The 21,537-nt window shown below is 68.9% G+C and carries 19 protein-coding genes and 1 pseudogene; 13 read left to right on the forward strand and 7 right to left on the reverse strand.

Annotation, left to right across the window (positions count from 1 at the left end; all coding sequences use genetic code 11):
- Window positions 1-59 precede the first annotated feature (59 nt).
- The 5 genes and pseudogenes from dapD (at window position 60) to ACFWF2_RS28065 (ending at window position 3,901) form a co-directional block, all read left to right on the forward strand.
- The gene (gene dapD, locus ACFWF2_RS28045; RefSeq protein WP_379310445.1) at window positions 60-1,010 is read left to right on the forward strand and encodes a 2,3,4,5-tetrahydropyridine-2,6-dicarboxylate N-succinyltransferase; all 951 of its coding nucleotides are present in this window, start codon (window positions 60-62) and stop codon (window positions 1,008-1,010) included.
- A gap of 187 nt (window positions 1,011-1,197) precedes the next feature.
- Window positions 1,198-2,277: an NAD(P)/FAD-dependent oxidoreductase gene (locus ACFWF2_RS28050; RefSeq protein ID WP_379310446.1), complete on the forward strand. Its 1,080-nt coding sequence runs from the start codon at window positions 1,198-1,200 to the stop codon at window positions 2,275-2,277.
- Complete coding sequence (locus ACFWF2_RS28055; protein WP_379310447.1) at window positions 2,274-3,152, forward strand: RNA polymerase sigma-70 factor; 879 nt, start codon at window positions 2,274-2,276, stop codon at window positions 3,150-3,152. The genes ACFWF2_RS28050 and ACFWF2_RS28055 overlap by 4 nt, the downstream gene beginning before the upstream one ends.
- Window positions 3,153-3,228: 76 nt before the next feature.
- Window positions 3,229-3,477 (forward strand): annotated as a pseudogene (locus ACFWF2_RS28060) (molybdopterin-dependent oxidoreductase); the annotation flags it as partial.
- A 106-nt stretch (window positions 3,478-3,583) separates the two neighbouring features.
- Window positions 3,584-3,901 carry a molybdopterin-dependent oxidoreductase gene (locus tag ACFWF2_RS28065; protein ID WP_379310448.1) on the forward strand — a complete coding sequence of 106 codons (318 nt, stop codon included), beginning with the start codon at window positions 3,584-3,586 and terminating at the stop codon, window positions 3,899-3,901.
- Between the two features lie 8 nt (window positions 3,902-3,909).
- On the opposite strand, the gene ACFWF2_RS28070 is transcribed toward ACFWF2_RS28065, so the two are convergent.
- Window positions 3,910-5,337 carry an acyl-CoA synthetase gene (locus ACFWF2_RS28070; protein ID WP_379310449.1) on the reverse strand — a complete coding sequence of 476 codons (1,428 nt, stop codon included), beginning with the start codon at window positions 5,335-5,337 and terminating at the stop codon, window positions 3,910-3,912.
- Window positions 5,338-5,450: 113 nt separating this feature from the next.
- Between ACFWF2_RS28070 and ACFWF2_RS28075 the strand changes: the two genes are divergently transcribed.
- Both ACFWF2_RS28075 and ACFWF2_RS28080 read left to right on the forward strand, forming a co-directional pair.
- Window positions 5,451-6,302 (forward strand): oxygenase MpaB family protein, encoded by an 852-nt coding sequence (locus ACFWF2_RS28075; protein WP_379310450.1) that lies wholly within the window; start codon window positions 5,451-5,453, stop codon window positions 6,300-6,302.
- Between the two features lie 95 nt (window positions 6,303-6,397).
- A complete protein-coding gene (locus ACFWF2_RS28080; RefSeq protein ID WP_379310451.1) occupies window positions 6,398-7,111 on the forward strand; it encodes a hypothetical protein in 714 nt (237 codons plus the stop codon).
- Here the strand turns inward: ACFWF2_RS28080 and pruA are convergent.
- The 5 genes from pruA to fdxA all read right to left on the reverse strand — a co-directional run bounded on the left by pruA (window position 7,108) and on the right by fdxA (window position 13,919).
- A complete protein-coding gene (pruA, locus tag ACFWF2_RS28085) occupies window positions 7,108-8,739 on the reverse strand; it encodes an L-glutamate gamma-semialdehyde dehydrogenase (RefSeq protein WP_379310452.1) in 1,632 nt (543 codons plus the stop codon). The two genes, ACFWF2_RS28080 and pruA, sit on opposite strands and share 4 nt — an antisense overlap.
- Window positions 8,740-8,868: 129 nt before the next feature.
- Window positions 8,869-10,671 (reverse strand): protein kinase, encoded by a 1,803-nt coding sequence (locus tag ACFWF2_RS28090; RefSeq protein WP_379310453.1) that lies wholly within the window; start codon window positions 10,669-10,671, stop codon window positions 8,869-8,871.
- 71 nt (window positions 10,672-10,742) lie between these two features.
- Window positions 10,743-12,383 (reverse strand): GMC oxidoreductase, encoded by a 1,641-nt coding sequence (locus tag ACFWF2_RS28095; RefSeq protein ID WP_379310454.1) that lies wholly within the window; start codon window positions 12,381-12,383, stop codon window positions 10,743-10,745.
- A gap of 124 nt (window positions 12,384-12,507) precedes the next feature.
- The gene (gene dapC / locus ACFWF2_RS28100; protein WP_379310455.1) at window positions 12,508-13,599 is read right to left on the reverse strand and encodes a succinyldiaminopimelate transaminase; all 1,092 of its coding nucleotides are present in this window, start codon (window positions 13,597-13,599) and stop codon (window positions 12,508-12,510) included.
- A complete protein-coding gene (fdxA, locus tag ACFWF2_RS28105) occupies window positions 13,596-13,919 on the reverse strand; it encodes a ferredoxin (protein ID WP_379028119.1) in 324 nt (107 codons plus the stop codon). Before fdxA ends, dapC begins: the two co-directional genes overlap by 4 nt.
- A gap of 196 nt (window positions 13,920-14,115) precedes the next feature.
- Between fdxA and ACFWF2_RS28110 the strand changes: the two genes are divergently transcribed.
- Genes ACFWF2_RS28110 through ACFWF2_RS28120 form a run of 3 tightly spaced genes read left to right on the forward strand, consistent with a single transcriptional unit; the run spans window position 14,116 to window position 16,040 of the window.
- Entirely contained in the window at window positions 14,116-14,955 is an 840-nt protein-coding gene (locus tag ACFWF2_RS28110) for an SH3-like domain-containing protein (RefSeq protein ID WP_379310456.1), read from the forward strand.
- A 21-nt stretch (window positions 14,956-14,976) separates the two neighbouring features.
- The gene (scnC, locus tag ACFWF2_RS28115) at window positions 14,977-15,696 is read left to right on the forward strand and encodes a thiocyanate hydrolase subunit gamma (protein WP_379310457.1); all 720 of its coding nucleotides are present in this window, start codon (window positions 14,977-14,979) and stop codon (window positions 15,694-15,696) included.
- Complete coding sequence (locus tag ACFWF2_RS28120; RefSeq protein ID WP_379310458.1) at window positions 15,693-16,040, forward strand: thiocyanate hydrolase; 348 nt, start codon at window positions 15,693-15,695, stop codon at window positions 16,038-16,040. The genes scnC and ACFWF2_RS28120 overlap by 4 nt, the downstream gene beginning before the upstream one ends.
- Window positions 16,041-16,063: 23 nt before the next feature.
- Here the strand turns inward: ACFWF2_RS28120 and ACFWF2_RS28125 are convergent, their stop codons facing one another.
- The gene (locus ACFWF2_RS28125; RefSeq protein ID WP_379310460.1) at window positions 16,064-18,664 is read right to left on the reverse strand and encodes a bifunctional FO biosynthesis protein CofGH; all 2,601 of its coding nucleotides are present in this window, start codon (window positions 18,662-18,664) and stop codon (window positions 16,064-16,066) included.
- 149 nt (window positions 18,665-18,813) lie between these two features.
- Between ACFWF2_RS28125 and ACFWF2_RS28130 the strand changes: the two genes are divergently transcribed.
- From ACFWF2_RS28130 to ACFWF2_RS28140, 3 genes are all read left to right on the forward strand, one after another.
- Complete coding sequence (locus tag ACFWF2_RS28130; protein WP_379310461.1) at window positions 18,814-19,314, forward strand: PH domain-containing protein; 501 nt, start codon at window positions 18,814-18,816, stop codon at window positions 19,312-19,314.
- A gap of 47 nt (window positions 19,315-19,361) precedes the next feature.
- Window positions 19,362-20,936, forward strand: coding sequence for a PH domain-containing protein (locus ACFWF2_RS28135; RefSeq protein ID WP_379310463.1), 1,575 nt, complete (start codon window positions 19,362-19,364; stop codon window positions 20,934-20,936).
- Between the two features lie 90 nt (window positions 20,937-21,026).
- Entirely contained in the window at window positions 21,027-21,398 is a 372-nt protein-coding gene (locus ACFWF2_RS28140; protein ID WP_379310462.1) for a DUF1622 domain-containing protein, read from the forward strand.
- Window positions 21,399-21,537 lie beyond the last annotated feature (139 nt).

A 21,537-nucleotide genomic window follows, 5' to 3' on the forward strand; every position in this document is an offset into this window, starting at 1 on the left:
GCCCGTGTGCGTCGGGGGTGGCCGACACAATTGTCCGCGGACCCGGCAAAATGAGCACCGTGAGTATTCAGGGAGCAACTGCAGTCGGCATCGCGAACGTCACCTCGGACGGCACCGTCCTCGACACCTGGTACCCCAGCCCCGAGCTGGGCGCATTCACCGAGACCGGCTCCAAGCGCGTGGACGCGACCGAGGTGCCCGAGTTCGCCGAGCTGCTCGGCGTCGACGCGGCGCGCGGCGTCGAGGTGATCGCGGTGCGCACCACGATCGCCGACCTGTCGGCGGCCCCGGTCGACGCGCACGACGTCTACCTGCGCCTGCACCTGCTCTCGCACCGTCTCGTGCGACCGCACGGCGTGAACCTCGACGGTCAGTTCGGCCTGCTCAGCAATGTCGTGTGGACCAACCACGGCCCGTGCGCGGTGGACGGCTTCGAGCAGACCAGGCTCAAGCTGCGCGCCCGCGGGCCGGTCACCGTGCTCAGCATCGACAAGTTCCCCCGGATGGTCGACTACGTCGTGCCGTCGGGCGTGCGCATCGGCGACGCCGACCGGGTCCGCCTCGGCGCGCACCTGGCCTCGGGCACCACCGTCATGCACGAGGGCTTCGTCAACTTCAACGCGGGCACCCTGGGCAACTCGATGGTCGAGGGCCGCATCTCGGCGGGCGTCGTTGTCGGTGACGGCTCCGATATCGGCGGCGGCGCGTCCACCATGGGCACCCTGTCCGGCGGCGGCACCACCGTGATCTCGGTCGGTGAGCGCTCGCTGCTCGGCGCGAACGCGGGCCTCGGCATCCCGCTCGGCAACGACTGCGTCCTCGAGGCCGGGCTGTACCTGACCGCGGGCACCAAGGTCACCGGGCCCGACGGCACCGTGGTCAAGGCCGCGACCCTGGCCGGCCAGAACAACCTGCTGTTCCGCCGCAACTCCACCACCGGCGCGGTCGAGGTCGTCCCCCGCAAGGGCACCGGCATCGAGCTCAACGCCGCACTGCACGCCAACGACTGAGAATTCGTTCCCCGGCGGCCCCGCACTCACCCGAGTGCGGGGCCGCTGTCGTTCGCGCCTGCGCCTGACCCGCCTGCCAGGCAAGCCCCTCACCAGCACCGATGGTGAGTGACCCAGATCACCATCACAAACCCGCGCTCTCCCGCATCCCATGGTCGACCCAGATTTTCCCAGCAGGAGGCAGACGATGGACATCGTGGTGATCGGCGCAGGATACGCGGGAACCGTGGCGGCGAACCGGCTGGCGAAAAAGGTGCCGGAGGCCAGGATCACCGTGGTCAACCCACGGCCCGATTTCGTCGAACGGGTCCGGCTGCACGAGCAACTGGCCGGAACCGGAACGGCCGCGTCCCCACTCGCCGACATGCTCGCCCCCGCCATCGCGACCCGCGTGGCGGGCGCGGACAAGATCGGCGACGGCACCGTGACCCTCGACGACGGCACCGCGCTCGACTTCGATTACCTGTTCGTCGCGGTCGGCAGCACGGCGACGCCGCTGCCAGGCGCGATCCCGGTCGGCACGTGGGAGGGCGCCGAGCAGGCGCGCACGGCCTTGGCCGCACTGCCCGCGGACCGGACCGTCACCGTGATCGGGGGCGGACTGACCGGCATCGAGACCGTGGCGGAGATCGCGGAGGCCAGGCCGGACCTGCGAGTTCGGTTGGTGGGGGCCGAGATCGGCCCGAGCCTGTCGGCGGGCGGACAGCGGCGCGTGCGGCGCGGATTGGGCAGGCTGGGCGTGGAGATCGTCATCGACGCGGTCGAGCGCAGCGACAACGCAACGGTGTGGCTGCGCTCGGGCGGCGCACTCGAGTCGGACCTGACGCTGTGGGCGGTGGTGTCCGGAGTGCCCGACCTGGCCGCCCGCAGCGGACTCGCGGTGGACGCCGACGGCAGGGCGCTGGTCGACCCGTATCTGCGCAGCGTGACCGACCCGCGCGTCTTCGTCATCGGCGATTGCGCCGCCGTGCCGGGCGCGCGGATGGCCTGCGCGACGGCGGCACCGCAGGGCGCGCACGCGGTGGATACGCTGGTCCGGATGATCGAAGGACGTGAGCCACGGGCCTATTCGATGGGATACGGCGGCCAGGCGCTGAGCATCGGCAGGCGCGACGCCGTCGTCCAGTCCTCGCGCCGCGACGACAGCCCGCTGCCGGTGTCGTTCGCGGGCCGCGGCGCCGCGTTCACCAAGGAACGCATCGTCCGGTACGCCGCGTGGACCGCACGCACCGGCAACAGCGTGTGGTTGAGCGGCCCGAAGCAATGACCACCGCGCACGAGCAGACCTTCGCCGAGAACCGGCGGCTGCTGTTCTCCATCGCCTACGAGATCCTCGGTTCGGTCGTCGACGCCGAGGACGTGCTGCACGACAGCTATCTGCGGTGGGTCGACGTCGATCTGGCTCCCGTCGAGAACCCGCGCGCCTACCTGGCCCAGATCATCACCAGGCAGGCGCTCGGCGTCCTGCGCTCGGCCGCGCGCAGGCGCGAGGAGTACATCGGGCCGTGGCTGCCCGAGCCCCTTGCGGCGGCGTCCGAGGGCGGGGTCGAGCACGTGCTGACCGGCGAGGCGGTGACCACCGCGATGCTGCTCGTGCTGGAGACCCTGACCCCGGTGCAGCGGGCGGTGTTCGTGCTCCGCGAGGTCTTCGCGTTCAGCTATGCCGAGATCGCGACGGCCGTCGGCAAGTCCGAAGCGGCGGTGCGGCAACTGAATCAGCGCGCCCGCGATCGCGTGCACGAGAAGCGCCACACCGCGATCGCGACACCGGCCGAGGCGCAGTCGGTGGCCGAGCGCTTCTCGATCGCGGCGGCCACCGGCGATGTGCAGGCGCTGATGGACGTGCTCGCCCCCGACGTGGTCTTCATCGGCGACGGCGGCGGCGTGGTCAGCGCGGTGCGCAGGCCGGTGTTCGGGCCGGACAAGGTGGCGCGGCTGGTCATCGGCCTGTTCCAGAAGGGCCAACGGCTCGGCGAACTGGGCGTGCACTTCGGCGTCTACAACGCGATGCCCACGGTCGCCGCGACCCTCGACGGCGTGCTCGACCAGGTGACCTCCATCGAGGTCACCGACGGCCTCGTCACGGCGGTGTACTGCGTGCGCAACCCCGACAAGCTCAGGACCGTGCGCATCCCGGAGTGACCCAGCCGATACTCGACTCCGCCCGCCCCGCGCAGTACGCTCGACTCCTATACGGAACCGTATATCTGGAGGAACGATGCCACTCCCACCCGGCCAGCGCGCCGTCGAAGGCTTCCCCCGCTTCGGCACCCACCTCCATCACCCGCCGCCGCCGGTTCCCGAACACCCGGTGATCGAGATCGACGGCGCGGTGACGGCGCCGATCACCCTGTCCGAGACCGACCTCGCACAGCTGCCGCGACAGACCATGGAAGCCGACTTCCACTGTGTCGCAGGCTGGTCCGCCACCGACCTGGTGTGGGAGGGCACCCCGTTCAAGACCTTCTACCACCTGCGGGTCGAACCAGCTCTGCGGCCGGGCGCGACGATCAGCCACGTCGTCTTCGACGGGTCTCGACGGCTACCAGTCGGTCGCCCTGTTCGAGGACGCCATGGCCGACGACGTGCTCATCGCCGACCGGCTCGACGGACAGCCGCTGAACAGCGACCACGGCGCCCCGATGCGGTTGGTGAGTCCCCGCCAGTACGGCTTCGTCAACACGAAGCATCTGTGCCGCATCGAATTCCACACCGCGCCGCCCGCAGACCCCGACAAATGGTCGCCCCTCGCCGCGCACCGCAGGGCGCGGGTCTGGGAGGAGGAGCGGCACCGCTACCTGCCCGCCCGGGTGGTGCGGCCGATCTACCATCGCCTCATCGGGCCGATCCGCGCGCTGAGCGCCAGGGGCAGCGAGAAGCGGGCTCGGTGACGCGCGCGTCAGCCCAGTAGTTTCTTCTGCACCTTGCCCATGGCGTTGCGGGGCAGCGCGTCGACGAAACGGACCTCGCGCGGCCGCTTGTGCGCCGAAACCTGCGCGCCGACATGGGCGATCAGCTCGGCCCCGAGCTCGGCGGAACCGCCGTCGCGCGGCACGACGAACGCGACGATGCGCTGGCCCAGGTCGTCGTCGGGCAGGCCGACCACGGCGACCTCGGCCACCGCGGGATGGCCGAGCAGGGCGGTCTCGATCTCGCCGGCGCCGATGCGGTAGCCACCGGATTTGATGAGGTCGATGGACTCGCGCCCGACGATGCGATGGAAGCCGTCGGCATCGATGACGGCGACGTCACCGGTGCGGAACCAGCCGTCCTCGGTCCAGTCCGCCGCGGTGGCCTCGGGCCGATTGAGATATCCGTCGAACAGCATCGGCCCGCGCACCTGCAGCGCGCCGATGCTCTCCCCGTCGTGCGGGACGGGCGCGCCGGACTCGTCGCGCAGCCGGGTCTCCACGCCGCGGACGGGGGTGCCGACCCAGCCGGGCCTGCGCTCCCCGTCGGCGCGGGTCGACAGCGTGATCATGGTTTCGCTCATGCCGTAGCGCTCCACCGGCGGCTGCCCGGTGAGCTCGGCCAGCTTCTCGAATACCGGAACCGGCAGTGGCGCGCTGCCCGACACCAGCAGCCGCGCCTTGCCCAATTGCCGTGCCAGCTCGGGCTGTTCGACGATCCGCGACCACACCGTCGGCACCCCGAAGTACAGGCTGCCGCCCGCCGCGGCATACGCCTCCGGTGCGGGCTTGCCGGTGTGGACCACCGGACTGCCGACCCGCAGCGGGCCGAGCAGGCCGAGAATCAGCCCGTGCACATGGAACAGCGGAAGTCCGTGCACCAGTGTGTCTTTCCAGGTCCAGTCCCACGCCTCGGCGAGGGCGTCGAGCCCGGCGGCGATCGCCCCGCGGCTCAGCATCACACCCTTGGGCGACCCGGTGGTGCCCGAGGTATAGAGGATGAAGGCCGTCGACGCGGGATCCGGTTCGGGATAGGTGTGCCAGGAGCGGGCGTGCAGGCGCACCGGCACCACCGGCAGCGCGGTTCCCTCCGGCGCGGCGCCGAGCCAGGCCTGCGCACCGGAATCACGCAGGATGTGCTCGAGTTCGGCCGCGCCGGAGTCCGGCGGCACCGGCACCACGGTCACCCCGGCGATCAGGCAGCCGACCACCGCGAGCACCGTGCGCACGGTCGGCTCGGCCAGCACCGCGACCCGGTCGGCGCGGGCGATGCGCTCGGCGACCGAGGTCGCCGCACCCAGCAGGTCGGAGCGCGACAGAGTGGCATCATCGATGGTGACGGCGTCGGGAATATCGGCCCCGGCGGCGATGGCGTTCGGATTCAGCGAGGCGAGCAGCAGCGGCGGACCGTAGGGCATCCGTCCACGCTAACGCGACGATGTTTCGGCGCTCCGCGCCGCCGTCCGTTGACTCCCCGACGACATGATGAGACATTCTCCATATAGTTCTCTCACCGATGAAGGGGTCAACGATGACCATCCTTGCTCGCGCACGTTCGGGTCGGACCGAACCGGCGGAATTCGACATCCGGGACTACGTCGACGGTTCGGCCGCCTTCTGGGGCGCGACCGCCAATGTGATCATGCAGCTCAGTCTGGCACCCGTCGGCTACGGTGTCGCGGAATCGCGAGTACACAGCGGCAGCATCATGAAGCATCCGGTGAAGCGAACACGCACCACCCTCACCTACCTGTCGGTGGCGCTGATGGGCACCGACGCCGATCGCGCCGCCTACCGCACCGCGATCAACGGCGCGCACAAGCACGTCCACTCCACCGCCGCGAGCCCGGTGAAGTACAACGCCTTCGACAAGAACCTGCAACTGTGGGTGGCCGCCTGCCTGTACTGGGGCTCGGTCGACGTGATGAACCGCGTCTACGGCTCTATCGACGACGACATCGCCGACACCTTCTACGAGTACGCCCACCACCTCGGCACCACCCTGCAGGTGCCGAAGGCGATGTGGCCTGCCGACCGCGCCGCGTTCGACGCCTACTGGGCCGCGAATCTGCCGCTGACCAGCGTCGACCCCACCATCAAGGCCTACTTCGACGCCCTGCTCGACCTGAAGATGGTCAGCCCGCCGTTGCGGCTGCCGTTCGCCCGGTTCCACCGCTGGTTCACCACCGGTCTGCTCCCCCGGCACATCCGCGACGAACTCGGCCTCACCTGGACCGAGCGTGACGAGCGCGCGCTGAACCGGCTGATGCGCGCCAGCGGCGTGGTGTGGGGCCGGATGCCGCGGCTGGTCCGCAATTTCCCGTTCAACGCGACCCTGGCCGACATGCGCCGCCGCAACCGCAGGGGCAAGCCGCTGATCTGATCGGCACTCCCGCGCGCCTCCCCCGCTGACCTGCGACTTTCGGGTTTCATTCCCGACAATCTGATCGCCGACGTCGCAGAACCGGAGGAACGCTCGTGAGTATTCGAACACTGACAGGGTGCGTGGCGGCGGTCGCCGTCGGTCTCGCGATCGCCGCGCCCGCCGCCAACGCCGACGAGGACCCGACCACGGTGCCGCCGCGAACCGCCATCTCGCTGCGCACACCCGGCGGATTCGGCTGGGGCACAGCCAATGAGCACGAATCGCGCTCGGCGCTGTCGATGTCCAAGCTCTACATCGTCGACTACGCGCTGCGCCACGGAGACGGCTCGCCGGAGGACCGGGCGCTGTCGGAACGGATGATCCGCGACTCCGACGACGGCGCCGCCACCCAGCTGGCCGCCAAGTATCCGCAGGCCATCGAGGCGACCGCGGGCGAATACGGATTGCGCCAGACCCACGGCACCGCCGACTGGGGCCGGTCGAGCACCAGCACCGCCGATATCACCGATTTCCTGGTCGCCAAGCAGCGCACCGACCCCGGCTCGCCGATCTTCGAGTGGATGGCGGGCGCGAGCAATACCGCCGCCGACGGCACACCCCAGAACTGGGGCACCGCCCAGCTGCCCGGCGTGCAGGGCAGCAAGTGGGGCTGGTCGGATGTGGGCGCCCCCGAGGTCGCGTCCGCGTCCTTCGGGACCGGCTTCTCGGTGGCCGCGCACACCTACGGCACCCCGGCAGACCAGTCCGCGGATGTGCTCGACGCACTGCCCGCGCTGATCGTGCGCCTGGTGGTCGGCCCGCACTAGCCCATGTGCGGGTAGCGGTGGCCGGTCGGCGGGACGAAGGTTTCCTTGATCACCCGCGGGGCGACCCAGCGCAGCAGGTTCAGCGGGGATCCCGCCTTGTCGTCGGTGCCGGAGGACCTGGCGCCGCCGAAGGGCTGCTGACCGACCACCGCGCCCGTCGGCTTGTCGTTGATGTAGAAATTGCCCGCCGCGAAACGCAGTGCGGCGCTCGCCTTCTCGATCACCGCGCGGTCCTGGGCGAAGACGGCGCCGGTGAGCGCGTACGGTGACGTCGAATCCACCTCGGCGAGAATCACATCGAAGGCGTCGGGTGCGTCGTCGTCGTAGACGTACACCGGCAGGATGGGCGCGAAGTACTCGGTGCTGAAGGCCTCGTCGCGCGGGTCGTCGGCGATCAGGACGGTCGGGCGGATGAACCAGCCGACGCTGTCGTCGTAGGTTCCACCCGCCGCGATGGTGATGCCCGCGTCCCTGGCCCGCTCGATCGCGGTGACCCCCTTGTCGTAGGCGCGCTGATCGATCACCGCCCCACCGAAATTCGCGAGATCGGCGACATCGCCGTAGCTGATCTCCTCGACCGCGGCCAGGAACTTCTCGCCCATCGTCCGCCACAGCGACCGCGGTACATAGGCGCGGGAGGCGGCCGAGCACTTCTGGCCCTGATACTCGAAGGCGCCGCGAATCATGGCGGTGGACAAGGCATCCGGATCGGCCGAGGGATGGGCGAGGATGAAATCCTTACCGCCTGTCTCGCCGACCAGCCGCGGATAGGCGTCGTAGCCACCGATATTCTCGCCGACCTGGTGCCAGAGGTGCTGGAAGGTCTTGGTCGACCCGGTGAAGTGGATACCGGCCAAGCGCGAATCGGCCAGCGCGACCTCCGAGAGATTCCGGCCGTGGCCGGTGATCAGGTTGATCACGCCGGGCGGCAGCCCAGCGGCCAGCAGGATCCGCATCGTGACCCACGCCGCGAGTGTCTGCGCGGAGGACGGTTTCCAGATCACCGTATTGCCCATCAGCGCGGGCGCGGTGGGCAGATTGCCCGCGATGGCACTGAAGTTGAACGGGGTGATCGCGTAGACGAAACCCTCCAGCGGCCGGTGGTCCATCCGGTTCCAGACACCGGGACTCGACTGCGGCTGCCACTCGAGCAGCTGCCTGCCGTAGGCGACATTGAACCGCCAGAAATCGACCAGTTCGCACGGCGCGTCGATCTCGGCCTGCACCGCCGACTTCGACTGCCCGAGCATGGTCGCCGCGGCGACGGTCTCCCGCCACGGCCCCGCCATCAGGTCAGCGGCCCGCAGGAAAACCGCGGCCCGCGCGTCGAAGGACAGCTCCCGCCACTGCGGCCCCGCGGCGATGGCCGCCTCGATCGCGTCGCTGGCCTCCTCATGCGTGGCATCGGTATAGGTGCCGAGCACCAGCGACCGCCGATGCGGCGCCACGATCCCGTGCCGCTCCCCCTCCCCGCTCCGCTTCTGCCCGCCGATCACCAGCGGCACATCCACACACTCCCCCGCGATCTCCCCCAACCGCGCCCGCAGCCGGTCCCGCCCCGCCGTCCCCGGCGCATACGACTGCGCGGGCTCGTTCGCGGGCACCGGAACCACCGTGACAGCGTCCATACCCCGAGGCTATCGCCGTTGCGTCATGATCGCCCGGATCAGTGTGTTGCTCGGCGAGTGGCTCCGACGGCACAGTTCAGCAGAGTGCCTTCGCGGGACCGCGGCGCAGAACTGGCTGCACGTCGCCGGTCACAACGGTGCCTGCTCCCACCACTGGGCACGTAGCTCGTCGAAGCCATGACCCGGCCAGGCCACCTCGACCAAGACCGAGTCGGTGGACGGGTTGATCCAGCCGTGGGTGGCCAGCGCGAACGGTGCCGCCGGATCGGTCGGCCGGAACAGCAGCAGGTTGCCCATCTGGGAGTAGTCACGCTCGCCGACACGGTTGGCGTGCGCGGCCAGGTACGCACTGACTTCTTCGCGCGAGTTGTATTTGGTGTACCAGACGGTGACGCCGTCAGGCTGGGTGCAGACGATCTGCCCGACCGGCACCGGATCACCTGCCAATGCGACCACCGTGCCGGCCCCCGAACACCGTGCATCGCGCCAGCCGGTGGCGTGCGGGTCGGCCGGGATCATCTTCGGGAACGCGTTCGCGATGGAGTGATGCTGTCCCCACTGCATGGTGGGCGCCTGGCGCCCGGGCCGCACGAACTTCCAGTAGATCGCGCCGACACCGACGATGCCGACACCGGCGACCATGGCGAGTACGAGCAGGGTCACCGCGAGTGCCCGCCATCGCGACGACACCGCCTTGCGCGGCGGAGGGGTCGCGCCGAGGTGCGGGCCGTAGCCGCGCTGCGCCACGCTGCCCGCGTGCTCACTCCAGCCGGGACCGCCGGCGAGCGGCAGTTGCGGGGCCGAATCAGGGGGCGCGACAAGCGTTGCCATGGTCGGGCTCGAATTCGACGGCGCCACCGGCCACTGCGGCGCGGATCCGTGTTGCGCTTGCCCGTGCGCAGCCTGTGTATGCGGTACCGATGGGTTCGACGCCTGTGTGTTCCGCCGCGATGCGTTCTGCGCCGGAGCGTTCACTCCCTGCGCGTTTGGTCCTCGAGCACTCGGTGCCGAGAAGTCCGGCGCCTGAGCATTCGGCGCGGGGGCGGGTGGTGCCTGGGCATTCAGCACGGCGTGCGGCGCGGGTATGTCCACGGCAGGCCGCACCGCACTGATGGCCGCCTCCGCGAACTCCGCACAGCTGGCGAATCTTTCGGCCGGATCCTTCGCCATGGCGCGGGCGATCACCGCGTCGATGCCCGCGGGCAGAGCGGGAACTGTCGCGGACGCGCGCGGCACCGGCTTGCTCAGGTGGGCGGCGACCACCGCGCCGGGATTGTCTGCGAGGAACGGGCTTTCACCCGTGAGCAGGGTGAACAGGGTACAGCCTAGGGAGTACTGGTCGGCGCGGTGGTCGACCGGGGCGCCGGAGAGCTGTTCCGGGGAGGCGTAGGCGAGGGTCGCCAGGAAGGCGCCGGTGCGGGTGAGCTGGCGGGCGTCGCCGCGCAGGCGGGCGATGCCGAAGTCGGTGAGCAGGACGCGGTCACCGGTGCGGGCGGCAGCGAGCAAGATGTTGGCGGGCTTCACATCCCGGTGCAGGACGCCGCGTTCGTGGGCGTAGTCCAGCGCCTCGGCGGTCTGGGCGACGATGTCGATCGCGCGGGTGGGATCCAGTGGCGTGCCGCGGAACACCGACGCGTCGGTGCCGTCGACGTACTGCATGGAGATCCACATCAGCCCGTCCTCGACGCCGCGATCGAGGACCGACACGATGCCGGGATGATCGAGATGCGCCGACACATCGGCCTCGCGCTCGAACCGCCCGCGTACCTCCGGGTCCGAATACAGTTCGCGATTCAGCAGTTTCAGCGCCACCTGCCGCGGCAGCCGCGGATGCGCCGCCAGGTAGACGGTGCCCATCCCACCCCTGCCGAGCAGCCGTTCGATCCGATATCCGGCGAACACCGTGCCCGCGCCGAATTCCACCCCGTGCATCCGTGACGAGCCTTCCGATCTCAACGCTCCGACTGCCGGACCATAGCCGATCCGGCAGCCGGAACGCGAGATCAGCCCAGATCGTCGGCGATGATGCGTTCGATATTGCGTTCGGCCAGCGCGGTGATGGTGACGAACGGATTCACGCTGGTGTTGCCGGGGATCAGCGCGCCGTCGATGACGTAGAGACCCTGGTAGCCGTGCAGGCGGCCGTAGTTGTCGGTGGCCTCGTCGATCACGCAGCCGCCGAGCGGGTGATAGGTGAAGTCGTCACCCCAGGTCTTGTAGACGCCGAACAGGTCAGTGCGGTAGATCGTGCCTTCCTTCTTGTTGATCTTGTCGAAGATCCGCTTGGCCGCGTCGATCGAGGACTGGGCCCAGGCGGTCTGCCAGTTCAGGTCCACCTTGCCGGTGCCGGAGTTGAAGGTGAACTTCCCCCGGTTCGGGTTCTTCGTGATCGCCAGGTACAGGCTCACATACGTCTCGATGCCGGACGGGAACGGCGCGACCTCGGCGAAGGCCGGACCGCCCGCGTCGGCCCAGTTGTCGATGCCGAGGCACGGCATGGCCGACTGCAGGCTGCCGGTGGCGTCCCACATGTGGTTGGCGCGACCGACCATGACATTGCCGTTGTTGCCCCATTTCTGGCCGACCGCGTCGGACAGATTACGCAGCTGCCCTTTGGCTTTCATGGCGACGAGCAGCTTGCTGGTGCCCACGCTGCCCGCCGCGAAGAAGACCCGGTCCGCGACAACCTTTTTGGTGGCGGTGGTGCGGCCCTGGGTGTCGATCTGGGCCATCTCCACCTCGTAGCCGCTGCCGCTCGGCGTGACCGAGGTGACCATGTGCTGGGCGGCGATCGTCACCTTGCCGGTGCCGGTGGCCGCCGCCAGGTAGGTCTTGTCCAGCGAGCGCTTACCCGCGTTGTTGCCGTAGATCACCTCACCGGCCAGCGCGGACCGGCGCACCGTGTTCGCCTGTTCCTTCTTCATGTACTCGAAGTCGTAGACGTTGGGCACGAAAGTCCAGCCGAACCCGGATCTTTCGGCATGCTTGCGGCCCACCCGCGCGAACTGGTAGCACTCGGCCGACTCGAACCAGTTCTTGTCGATGGTGTTCACCCCGAGCGCGCTGTTGGCGCGCGGGTAGTAGGTGGCATACATCTCGTCGGCGTTCACCGAGGGCAGGATCGCGGCGAAGTTCTCCCGCTTGGGCGTCACCGCCATGCCGCCGTTGACCAGCGACCCGCCGCCGACGCCACGGCCCTGGTAGACGCGGATGCCGCCGAAGCCCTCGGAGTCGAGGACACCGGTGTAGCGGTCGATGTCCTTGTTGTAGGAACCACCCAGGAAGTAGCCGACCGGCTGATCGGTGGTCTCGCGCAGCCAGTAGGACCGGCCGTCGGGTTTCAGTACCGGACAGAAGATGTCGCCGTCGGGCCCCGGCTTGGTCCAGGACATCCCCATCTCGGCGACCAGCACGTCGATCCCGGCCTGGGCCAAGCGCAGCGCCGCGACCGAACCGCCGTAGCCGCTGCCGATCACCAGGGCGGGCACCTTGTCGCCGTCGGCCGCGGGGGCGGCGGTCGCGACGGCACGACCGGCCAGCGCGGCCGCGCCTAGCGTGAAACCTGTTGCAGCTAGAAACCTGCGGCGAGAAACACCGCCCGCGTATCGGTTACTACCTGGCTTTTCATACAAGAATTCACGCACTGTGCGGCTCCTCATCGAGACTGCAATGAGAACCTGTTATACCGAGACTTGCAGTGAAACAAACCCGTTTCGAACAAACGAAACCCCGGACACATCGGTGCCCGGGGTTTGCGGAAGTGGTGGATCAGACCAGTCGTTCGGCCGCGGCGGCCACCCGTTCGTCGGTCGCGGTGAGCGCGATGCGCACGTGTTCCGGCGAGCGCGGACCGTAGAAATCGCCGGGGGCGGCGAGGATTCCACGCTCGGCGAGCCAGTCCAGGGTGACCCGGCACGGTTCACGGCGGGTAGCCCACAGGTAGAGCCCGGCGTCGGAGTGATCGATCCGGAAACCAGCTTCCTGCAACGCCTTTCGCAGGATTTCGCGGCGCGCGCGGTACCGTTCGCGCTGCTTCGCCTCGTGTTCGTCGTCGCTCAGCGCGGCGGCCATGGCGGCCTGGATCGGGAACGGCAGCATCATGCCGGAGTGCTTGCGCACCTCGAGCAGTTCGGCGACCAGTTCCGGGTCGCCCGCGACGAATCCGGCGCGGTAGCTGGCCAGATTCGAGGTCTTCGACAGCGAGTGGATCGCCAGCAGACCGGTGTGGTCGCCGTCGCAGACGCGCGGGTCGAGGATCGAGAGGGCCTCGCCCTCCCAGGTCAGACCCAGGTAGCACTCGTCGGAGGCGACGATCGCGCCGCGCTCGCGAGCGAACGCGACCACCTTGCGCAGGTGCTCGACGCCGAGCACCTTGCCGGTCGGGTTCGACGGCGAGTTCACGAAGATCAGCGCCGGGTTCTGCGGGCCGATCTGGGTGAGACCGTCCGCGCGCCACGGCTTCGCGCCCGCCAGCAGCGCGCCGACCTCGTAGGTCGGGTAGGCGATCTCGGGGATCACCACCAGATCGTTCGCGCCGAGGCCGAGCAACCGCGGCAGCCCGGCGATGAGTTCCTTGGTGCCGATCACGGGCAGCACGGCCGCCTCGTCGACGCCGGTGACACCGAACCGGCGGGCCAGCGCCGCGACGGCGGCGGCGCGCAGCTCAGGGGTGCCGTGCGTGGTCGGGTAGCCGGGCACCGCGGCGACCGAGTCCAATGCCGCCTGGATCAGCGGATCGACCGGGTCGACCGGGGTGCCGACAGAAAGGTCGACAAGCCCACCGGGATGCGCCGCCGCTTTCTCCTTGACCGCGGCGATCGTGTCCCAGGGGAAATCGGGCAGCAGACTGCTGACCCTCATTCTTCTGCCATGGGGGGCAGCGCCTTGATGAAGGGCGGGTCGAAATCGACTACCCCCACCTTGGTCGCGCCGCCGGGCGAACCCAGCTCGTCGAAGAAGTCGACGTTGGCGTTGATGTAACCGCTCCACTGGTCCGGGGTGTCGTCCTCGTAGAAGATCGCCTCCACCGGGCAGACCGGCTCACACGCACCACAGTCAACGCACTCGTCGGGTTGGATGTACAGCATGCGACCACCCTCGTAGATGCAATCCACGGGGCATTCCTCGATGCACGCCTTGTCCTTCACGTCAACGCACGGTTCAGCGATGATGTACGGCACTGCCGTTCTCCTAGTCTGTCCTCACCTGCGGTGGTACTCCGCCACCCGAAACCCTATCCCGAGACCATGCCTCAGTCCCAGGTCAGCCTGCCCTAACTCGCGCTCCCGATCAGCCGATCACTCTTTACCTTCGCCGTATGGGGCCCTAGATTTGGTGCAAGGAACTCGTTGTCTCCGTGCGACGAAGGGACTCGCCATGAGTACGGCGGAAGATCGTGCGGCCGCGCTGGATCTGGTTGCCCGGCTCAAATCCTCCTATCCCGAGCTTCCCGATGCGCCTGCTCCGGACCTTCTCGACCACGCACGTCTGTGGGCGTACCTCAAGACCGATCACGATGTGGGCGGTGAACCCGATTCTCCCATCACCTACGAGAACAAGCAGTACGAGACGTGGGAGCACAACACCTATGTGATCTGCGAGGTGCTGGCCTGGCGGGGGATCTGGCTGTCCGAGGAGCGGCGCCGGATCGGCAATGTCGACCTCGGACGCACCATGTACCTCGGCCTTCCGTACTACGGCAGGTGGTTGCTCGCCGTCGCCCGGGTGCTGGCCGAGAAGCAGCACATCGGGCTGACCGAGCTGAGTGAGCGGATGCTCGAGGTCAAGGCGCGCTACGAGGGCGGCCTGGCCGGGAGAACGCCGACGGCCGAGCCGAAGTTCGCGGGTGACGGCTCGCAGGTCAGGCGCAACAGCCATCACATCGACGCGGTCGGCAAGGGCGACCCGCAGGTGTTCGCGGGTCGTGCGGGCGAGGCGAGGTTCCGGGTCGGCGATCAGGTGCTCGTGCGGGAACTGCCCGCGCTGTTCTACACCCGCACGCCGGAATACGTGCGCGGCGCGGTCGGGGAGATCGCCGCGCTCGCCTACGAAAGCCCGGCCCCCGAGGACGAGACGTGGGACCGGCACGGTGCGAAACCCGAGTGGTTCTATGTCGTCGAATTCACCCTGTCGCGACTGTGGGACGCCTACACCGGGATCGGCACCGACGTACTGCGCACCGAGATCCCCGAACGGTGGCTCACCCCGGCGAACTGACACCTGATCGGAAAGGACTCCATGACCGGCCACGAGCACGATCACGAACGTACCGTCGCACCGATGGTCGACGAGATCACCGATTTCGAAGTGCTGGAGATCGCACTGCGCGAGCTGTGCATCGAAAAGGGAATCTTCACCGCCGAGGAACACCGGCGGTTCACCGAATTCGCCGAACAGATCGGCCCGACGCCCGCCGCGCGCCTGGTGGCCAAGTCCTGGCTCGATCCGGGCTTCAAGGCGCTCGCGCTCGCCGAACCGATGACCGCGAGCAAGGAAGTCGGCGTGGACTGGCTGGAGCCGACCGGTTTCGGCACACCGAGCGACTTCACGGCGTTCTCGATCCTCGAAGACACCCCGACCTTGCACAACGTGATCGTGTGCGCCCTGTGTTCGTGCTATCCGCGACCGATCCTCGGCAACTCACCCGAGTGGTATCGCACGCCCAACTACCGGCGGCGCATGGTCCGCTGGCCACGCCAGGTGCTGTCCGAGTTCGGGCTCACCCTGCCCGAGGACGTGGCGGTGCGCGTGCAGGACTCGAACCAGAAGCACCGCTTCATGGTGATGCCCCTGCGCCCCGCCGGCACCGACGGCTGGGACGAAGATCAGCTCACCGAAATCCTCACCCGCGACTGTCTGATCGGCGTCGCCCTGCCCAAGCCTGGCGTCACCACGAACGTGATCACCGCTACCCGCCCGGCCGTCCACCCGGTCACCGAGCAAGGGAGCGGGCGATGAGTACGCCCCACGACATCGAGCCGCTGAAAGCCATCGTCGAACGCAACCAAATATGGCCGCGAATGGCCGCCGCATACGGTGTGGGCAACCCCGTACCGCCATGGAAGACCAGCCTCGACGGAATCTGCGACGCCATGGACCACGCCCGATGCGACGCCGACATCCCGGATTTCCAGCGCAGGCGCGACGAAGAGGACGCGCTCTCGGCGACCCTCTATGCCAGCCTGCCCTACCCCGAGAACCAGCTCGTCGCCCTGGCGCATTCCTTGGTGGCACGCGGCATCATCGACGAGCACGAACTCCAGGAACGCCTCGACACCATCCGAGCCCGCCTCGAATCCTGACCTCGGGCGCGGATCTTTCGCCGCTAACTGACGGTCAGCGGCAGAGCCACAGATTTCGCCTCCACTGTTCCGTAGACGGTGGTGCGTTCGCGCACGGGCCGGTGGATGCCCGCGGCGATCTCGGTGAGTTCGGCGACCGTTTTGGCCGAGCCGTGCTGGGAGCCGGCCATGCGGGAGATGGTTTCCTCCATGAGGGTGCCGCCGAGGTCGTTGGCGCCGCCGGTGAGCATCATCTGGGTGCCGACGGTGCCGAGTTTGACCCAGCTGGTCTGGATGTTGTCGATGCGGCCGTGCAGCATGATGCGGGCCAGGGCGTGGACCGCGCGGTTGTCGCGGTTGGTCGGGCCGGGGCGGGCCGCGCCCGCCAGGTAGAGCGGGGCGCTCTGGTGGACGAACGGCAGCGGGACGAATTCGGTGAAGCCGCCGGTCTCGTCCTGGATGCCACGCAGGACGCGCAGGTGGCCCACCCAGTGCTTGGGGTTGTCGACGTGGCCGTACATCATCGTCGAGCTGGACGGGATGCCCAGCCGATGCGCGGTGGTGATCACCTCGATCCAGGCCGAGGTGGGCAGCTTGCCCTTGGTGAGGACCCAGCGGACCTCGTCGTCGAGGATCTCGGCCGCGGTGCCCGGGATGGAGTCCAGCCCTGCCTCTTTCAGCGCCGAGAGCCAGTCGTGGATGCTCTGGCCGCCGCGGGAGGCGCCGTTGACGATCTCCATCGGGCTGAACGCGTGCACGTGCATCGAGGGGACGCGGGCCTTGATCGCGCGGACCAGATCGGCGTAGCCGGTGACGGGCAGCTCGGGGTCGATGCCGCCCTGCATGCAGATCTCGGTGGCGCCGTCGACGTGCGCCTCCCAGGCGCGGTCGGCGACCTCGTCGGTGCTGAGGGTGAAGGCGTCGGCGTCGCCCTTGCGCTGGGCGAACGCGCAGAACCGGCAGCCGGTGTAGCAGATGTTGGTGAAGTTGATGTTCCGGTTCACCACGTAGGTGACGTCGTCGCCGTTGACGGTGCGGCGCAGTGAATCGGCCAGTGCCGCAATGGCATCCATGTTCACACCGTCGGCGGTGGCCAGCGCGAGATACTGGTCGTCGGTGAGTCCGGCCGGGTCCTTCTCGGCGGCGCGCAGGGCGTCGAGCACATCCGAATCGAGCCGCTCCGGCGCGGTGACGGCCAGGTCGCGGGCGTGTTCGCGGATGGTCTCCCAGTCGCCGAACGCGCCGACGACCTCCTGGCCGAGCCCGGAATCGCTGCGGCTGTCGGTATTACGGCCCTCGGTGTCGATGGCGGTGTTGAGGTCGACGCGGCCCGCCGAGTCCCACGATTCGTCGGGTTCCTGCCAGGGCAGGCCGACCGGCAGCGCGTCGGGCCTGGCCAGGCCGGTCGCCGGATCGGTGAGCGCGGCGACGTGCGCGCCGATGCGCGGATCGATCCACGGGTGCCCGGCGCGCACGTACTTCGGATGCGCGGAGGTGCGCTCGACCAGGGTGAATCCGGCGGATTCGGTGATCTCGCGCAGGGTGTCCAGGTTCGGCCACGGGCGCTCGGGGTTCACGTGGTCGACCGTCACCGGCGACACCCCGCCCCAGTCGTCGATGCCCGCGTCGATCAGGGCGCGGCAATCGCTGTGCGAGACCAGGTTCGGCGGTGCCTGCACCGGAACATCCGGCCCGAGAAGCAGTCTCGTCACCGCGACGGTCGCCAGGAACTCGGCCACATCGGCGTCGGGGGCATCGCGCATGGCGGTGTCGTCCTTGGCACGGAAGTTCTGCACGATCACTTCCTGGATGTGCCCGAACTCGCGGTGCTGCTTGCGGATCGCCATGATCGACTCGGCGCGCTCGGTGAGCGTCTCGCCGATGCCGACCAGGATGCCGGTGGTGTAGGGCACCGAGAGCCTGCCCGCGTCGGTGATCGAGCGCAGCCGCACCGCCGGGTCCTTGTCGGGACTGCCGTAGTGGCACTGGCCCTTCTCGGTGAACAGCCGCGTCGAGGTGGTCTCGAGCATCATGCCCATCGACTGCGCGACCGGCTTGAGCCGGGCGATCTCGGCCCAGCTCATCACGCCGGGATTCAGATGCGGCAGCAGGCCGGTTTCCTCGAGCACCAGGATGGAGACGGCGCGCAGGTAGTCCAGGGTGGAGTCGTAGCCGCGTTCGTCGAGCCACTGCGCGGCCTCCGGCCAGCGGTCCTCCGGCCGGTCACCCAGGGTGAACAGGGCTTCCTTGCAGCCAAGCGCCGCGCCCTGCCTGGCGATCTCGAGCACCTCGTCGGGCTCGAGGAACATGCCGTGGCCCTCGGCGCGCAGCTTGCCCGGCACGGTGACGAACGTGCAGTAGTGACATTTGTCCCGGCACAGCTTGGTGAGCGGGATGAACACATTGCGCGAGTAGCTGATCGTGCGGGGGCGGCCCGCCGATTCCAGGCCGGCATCACGGACCCTGACCGCGCTCGCGCACAGGTCGGCGAGGTCGTCGCCGGTGGCGTGCAGCAGGACGGTGGCCTCGTCGACATTCAGGGTGACACCGTCGCGGGCCCGGCGCAGCGCCCGGCGCATCGCGGCGGGACTAGGCGGCGGTAGGGGAACGCTCGGGTTCGGAAGCTCGGTCACCCCGTCGATCATGCGCTACTTCTTTCCCGAACGTGCGGTCGGCTGGTCACGGGCCCGCTGCGGGCACGCGGTGGTCGTCCTCGTCGGACGACAACCCTCCGCACGACCGCACATATTCCCGAGGGGGTGATCTCACCGCCCCCGCATGAAACCATGGCACCATGTCGCTGCCGCGCTCCACCATTCTGGCCGAACCGGCCTGGCGTCCGAGTTCCAAGGCCAAGCTGCTGTGGGCGCTGGAGAACGCGATCGGGATCGGGTTCCTGTGCGTGGCGCTCGCGGTGTGGGTGCTGCTCGACGCGGACCGGCGCGGATGGCAGGTGGCGGCGGGGTTGGTGATCATCGCGCTCGCGGTGCTCGGGGTGGTCGTCGTGCCGCTGTGGCGGTACGCGGTGCATCGGTGGGAGGTCACCGACGAGGCCGTGTACACGCGGGTCGGGTGGCTGGATCAGGAGTCGCGGGTCGCGCCGATCTCGCGGGTGCAGACCGTCGACACCGAGCGCGGGCCGCTGGAACGGATGCTGGGGCTGGCCACCGTCACCGTCACCACCGCGTCCTCGGCGGGCGCGGTGAAGATCAGCGCGCTCGATCTGCCCGCGGCCGAGCAGACCGTGGCCCGGCTGGCCGCCATCGCCGCCCAGCATCGCGGGGACGCGACGTGACCGAGTCCGCGACGCAGCTCACCGACTGGCAGCGGCTCGATCCGCGCATGCTGCTGGTGTATCCGGTCACCGAGATCATGAAATACATTCCGGTGCTGCTCGGCTCGGTCATCGTCGGCACCACCAGCGGCAACCCGCTGTGGACGCTGATCCCGGTGACGCTGGTCGCCGCATACGGCGTCGCCCGCTGGTTCACCACCTCCTATCGCATCGACGCCGATCACGTGCAGTTGCGCAGCGGGATCGTGCAGCGGCGCACCCTGTCGGTGCCGCGGCCGCGGATCCGGTCGGTGGATGTGGAAGCCGATCTGCTGCACCGGATTCTGGGTCTGGCGGTGCTGGCCATCGGCACCGGGAAGCAGACCGACAAGGGCGAGGAGTTCAAGCTCGACGCGCTCGACATCAGCCGCATCCCCGCCCTGCGCGCCGAACTGCTCGCGCACACCGGGCAATACGTGCCGGATCAGACCGATTCCGCTATGGCGCATCATGTCTCACCTGCGGATACCGCCGCCGAGGCGGGCATCGAGATCGGGCACTGGAAGGCAGCGTGGGTGCGCTACGCGCCGCTGTCGCTGACCGGTCTCGCGGTGGTCGCGCCGATCGCGGGCATCGGCGCCCAGTACGGGCTCATCGACGTGGTGTCGAGATCGTCCGCCGTGCAACACATCGACGACGAGAGCGCACCGATCGCGGCGATCGTCATCTCCGGACTGATCTTGCTCTCGGTGATCCTGGTGAGCGCCGCCGCGTGCGCGCAGTACCTCGCCACCTGGTTCGGGCTGCGCGTCATCGACAACGGCGTCACCCTGCACCTGCGCCACGGACTGTTCACCACCCGCCAGATCACCCTCGACCTGGCACGTTTCCGCGGCGCGACACTCAACGATCCCCTGCTGCTGCGCGCCGCCAAGGCCGCGCAGCTGGAAATGATCATGACCGGCGAGAATCCGCGCCAGAAGATCCTGCCCCAGGCGCCACGCGCCGCCGTCGAACGCACCCTCGACGAACTGCTCCGCACCCGCCGCAAGCCGGGCGGGCACAACGGCGGTGAGCAGCCGGAACAGCCCGAATCGGCGCACCCCGCCACACCGACGTCACTGACAAAGCATGCGAATCACGCTGCGCCACCACCGATCACCGGCACCACCCTGGGCACGATCGACCTGGTCAAGCACGGTCCGGCCGCGCGTCGCCGCCGCTATACGAAGGCCGCGTGGCCGATCGGCGTGCTGGTCGCCGTGCTGATCGTCCTCGCCGTCACCACCGGTCCGCTGCCCGCCTGGATCTGGTCGGTGCCCGCCGTGTTCGCCGTCACCAACGCCGTGCTCGCCGAGGACCGCTACCGCAACCTCGGCCACCGTGTCCTGCCCGGCAGCACCGGCCCCACCTGGCTGATCACCCGCCGCGGCAGCCTCGACCGCAACCGCGACTGCCTGGAGGCGCCCGGCATCATCGGCTGGACCATCCGCCGGACCTACTGGCAGCGCAGGGCAGGCCTGGCCACGGTGGTCGCCGCGACAGCGGCGGGCAAGAAGGCCTACCAGGTCGTCGACATTCCCATCGACCAGGCCGTCGCGCTGATCGACGCCGTCACGCCCGGCCTGCGCGGCGCGCGCTGATCCGCCGGTCGCACCGAGTGTCCGCCCGCTGCCGATGTGGGCGCGGCGTAGCCTCCTAAGAGGTGTTGTGGTGCGGACGGAGGGCGGTTCGTGGAGTTCACCGAGGTCATCGAATCGGCGGGCAAGCTACTCGACGTGGCCGGTGTCGCCGCCATCGTCATCGGCGGACTGGTCGGGACGATCAAATTCGTGCGGGAGCTGGCCGGTCGCGGGGACTTCGACCGCGCGTACAGCACCTACCGGCGCGGGCTCGGCCGGGCCATCCTGCTCGGGCTGGAATTCCTGGTCGCCGCCGACATCATCCGCTCGGTCGCCATCTCGCCGAGCTTCACCAGCGTCGGCGTGCTGGCGATGATCGTGCTGGTGCGAACCTTCCTCAGCTATTCGCTGCAGCTCGAACTGACCGGGCAGTGGCCGTGGCAGCACCCGAAATCCGATCCATCGACGGTCGCCTCGCCGTGAACGGACCGGCGAAGGCGAACGGCCGGGAGTCCATGACTCCCGGCCGTTTCCGCAAACGCGGTAATTAGACCCCGACGGCATACTAAGACCTTACTTCAATACACCCGACAAAATTAGTATAGCACATCACGAAGAACGC

This window comes from Nocardia sp. NPDC060259 (assembly GCF_042728775.1).
GTDB lineage: Bacteria > Actinomycetota > Actinomycetes > Mycobacteriales > Mycobacteriaceae > Nocardia.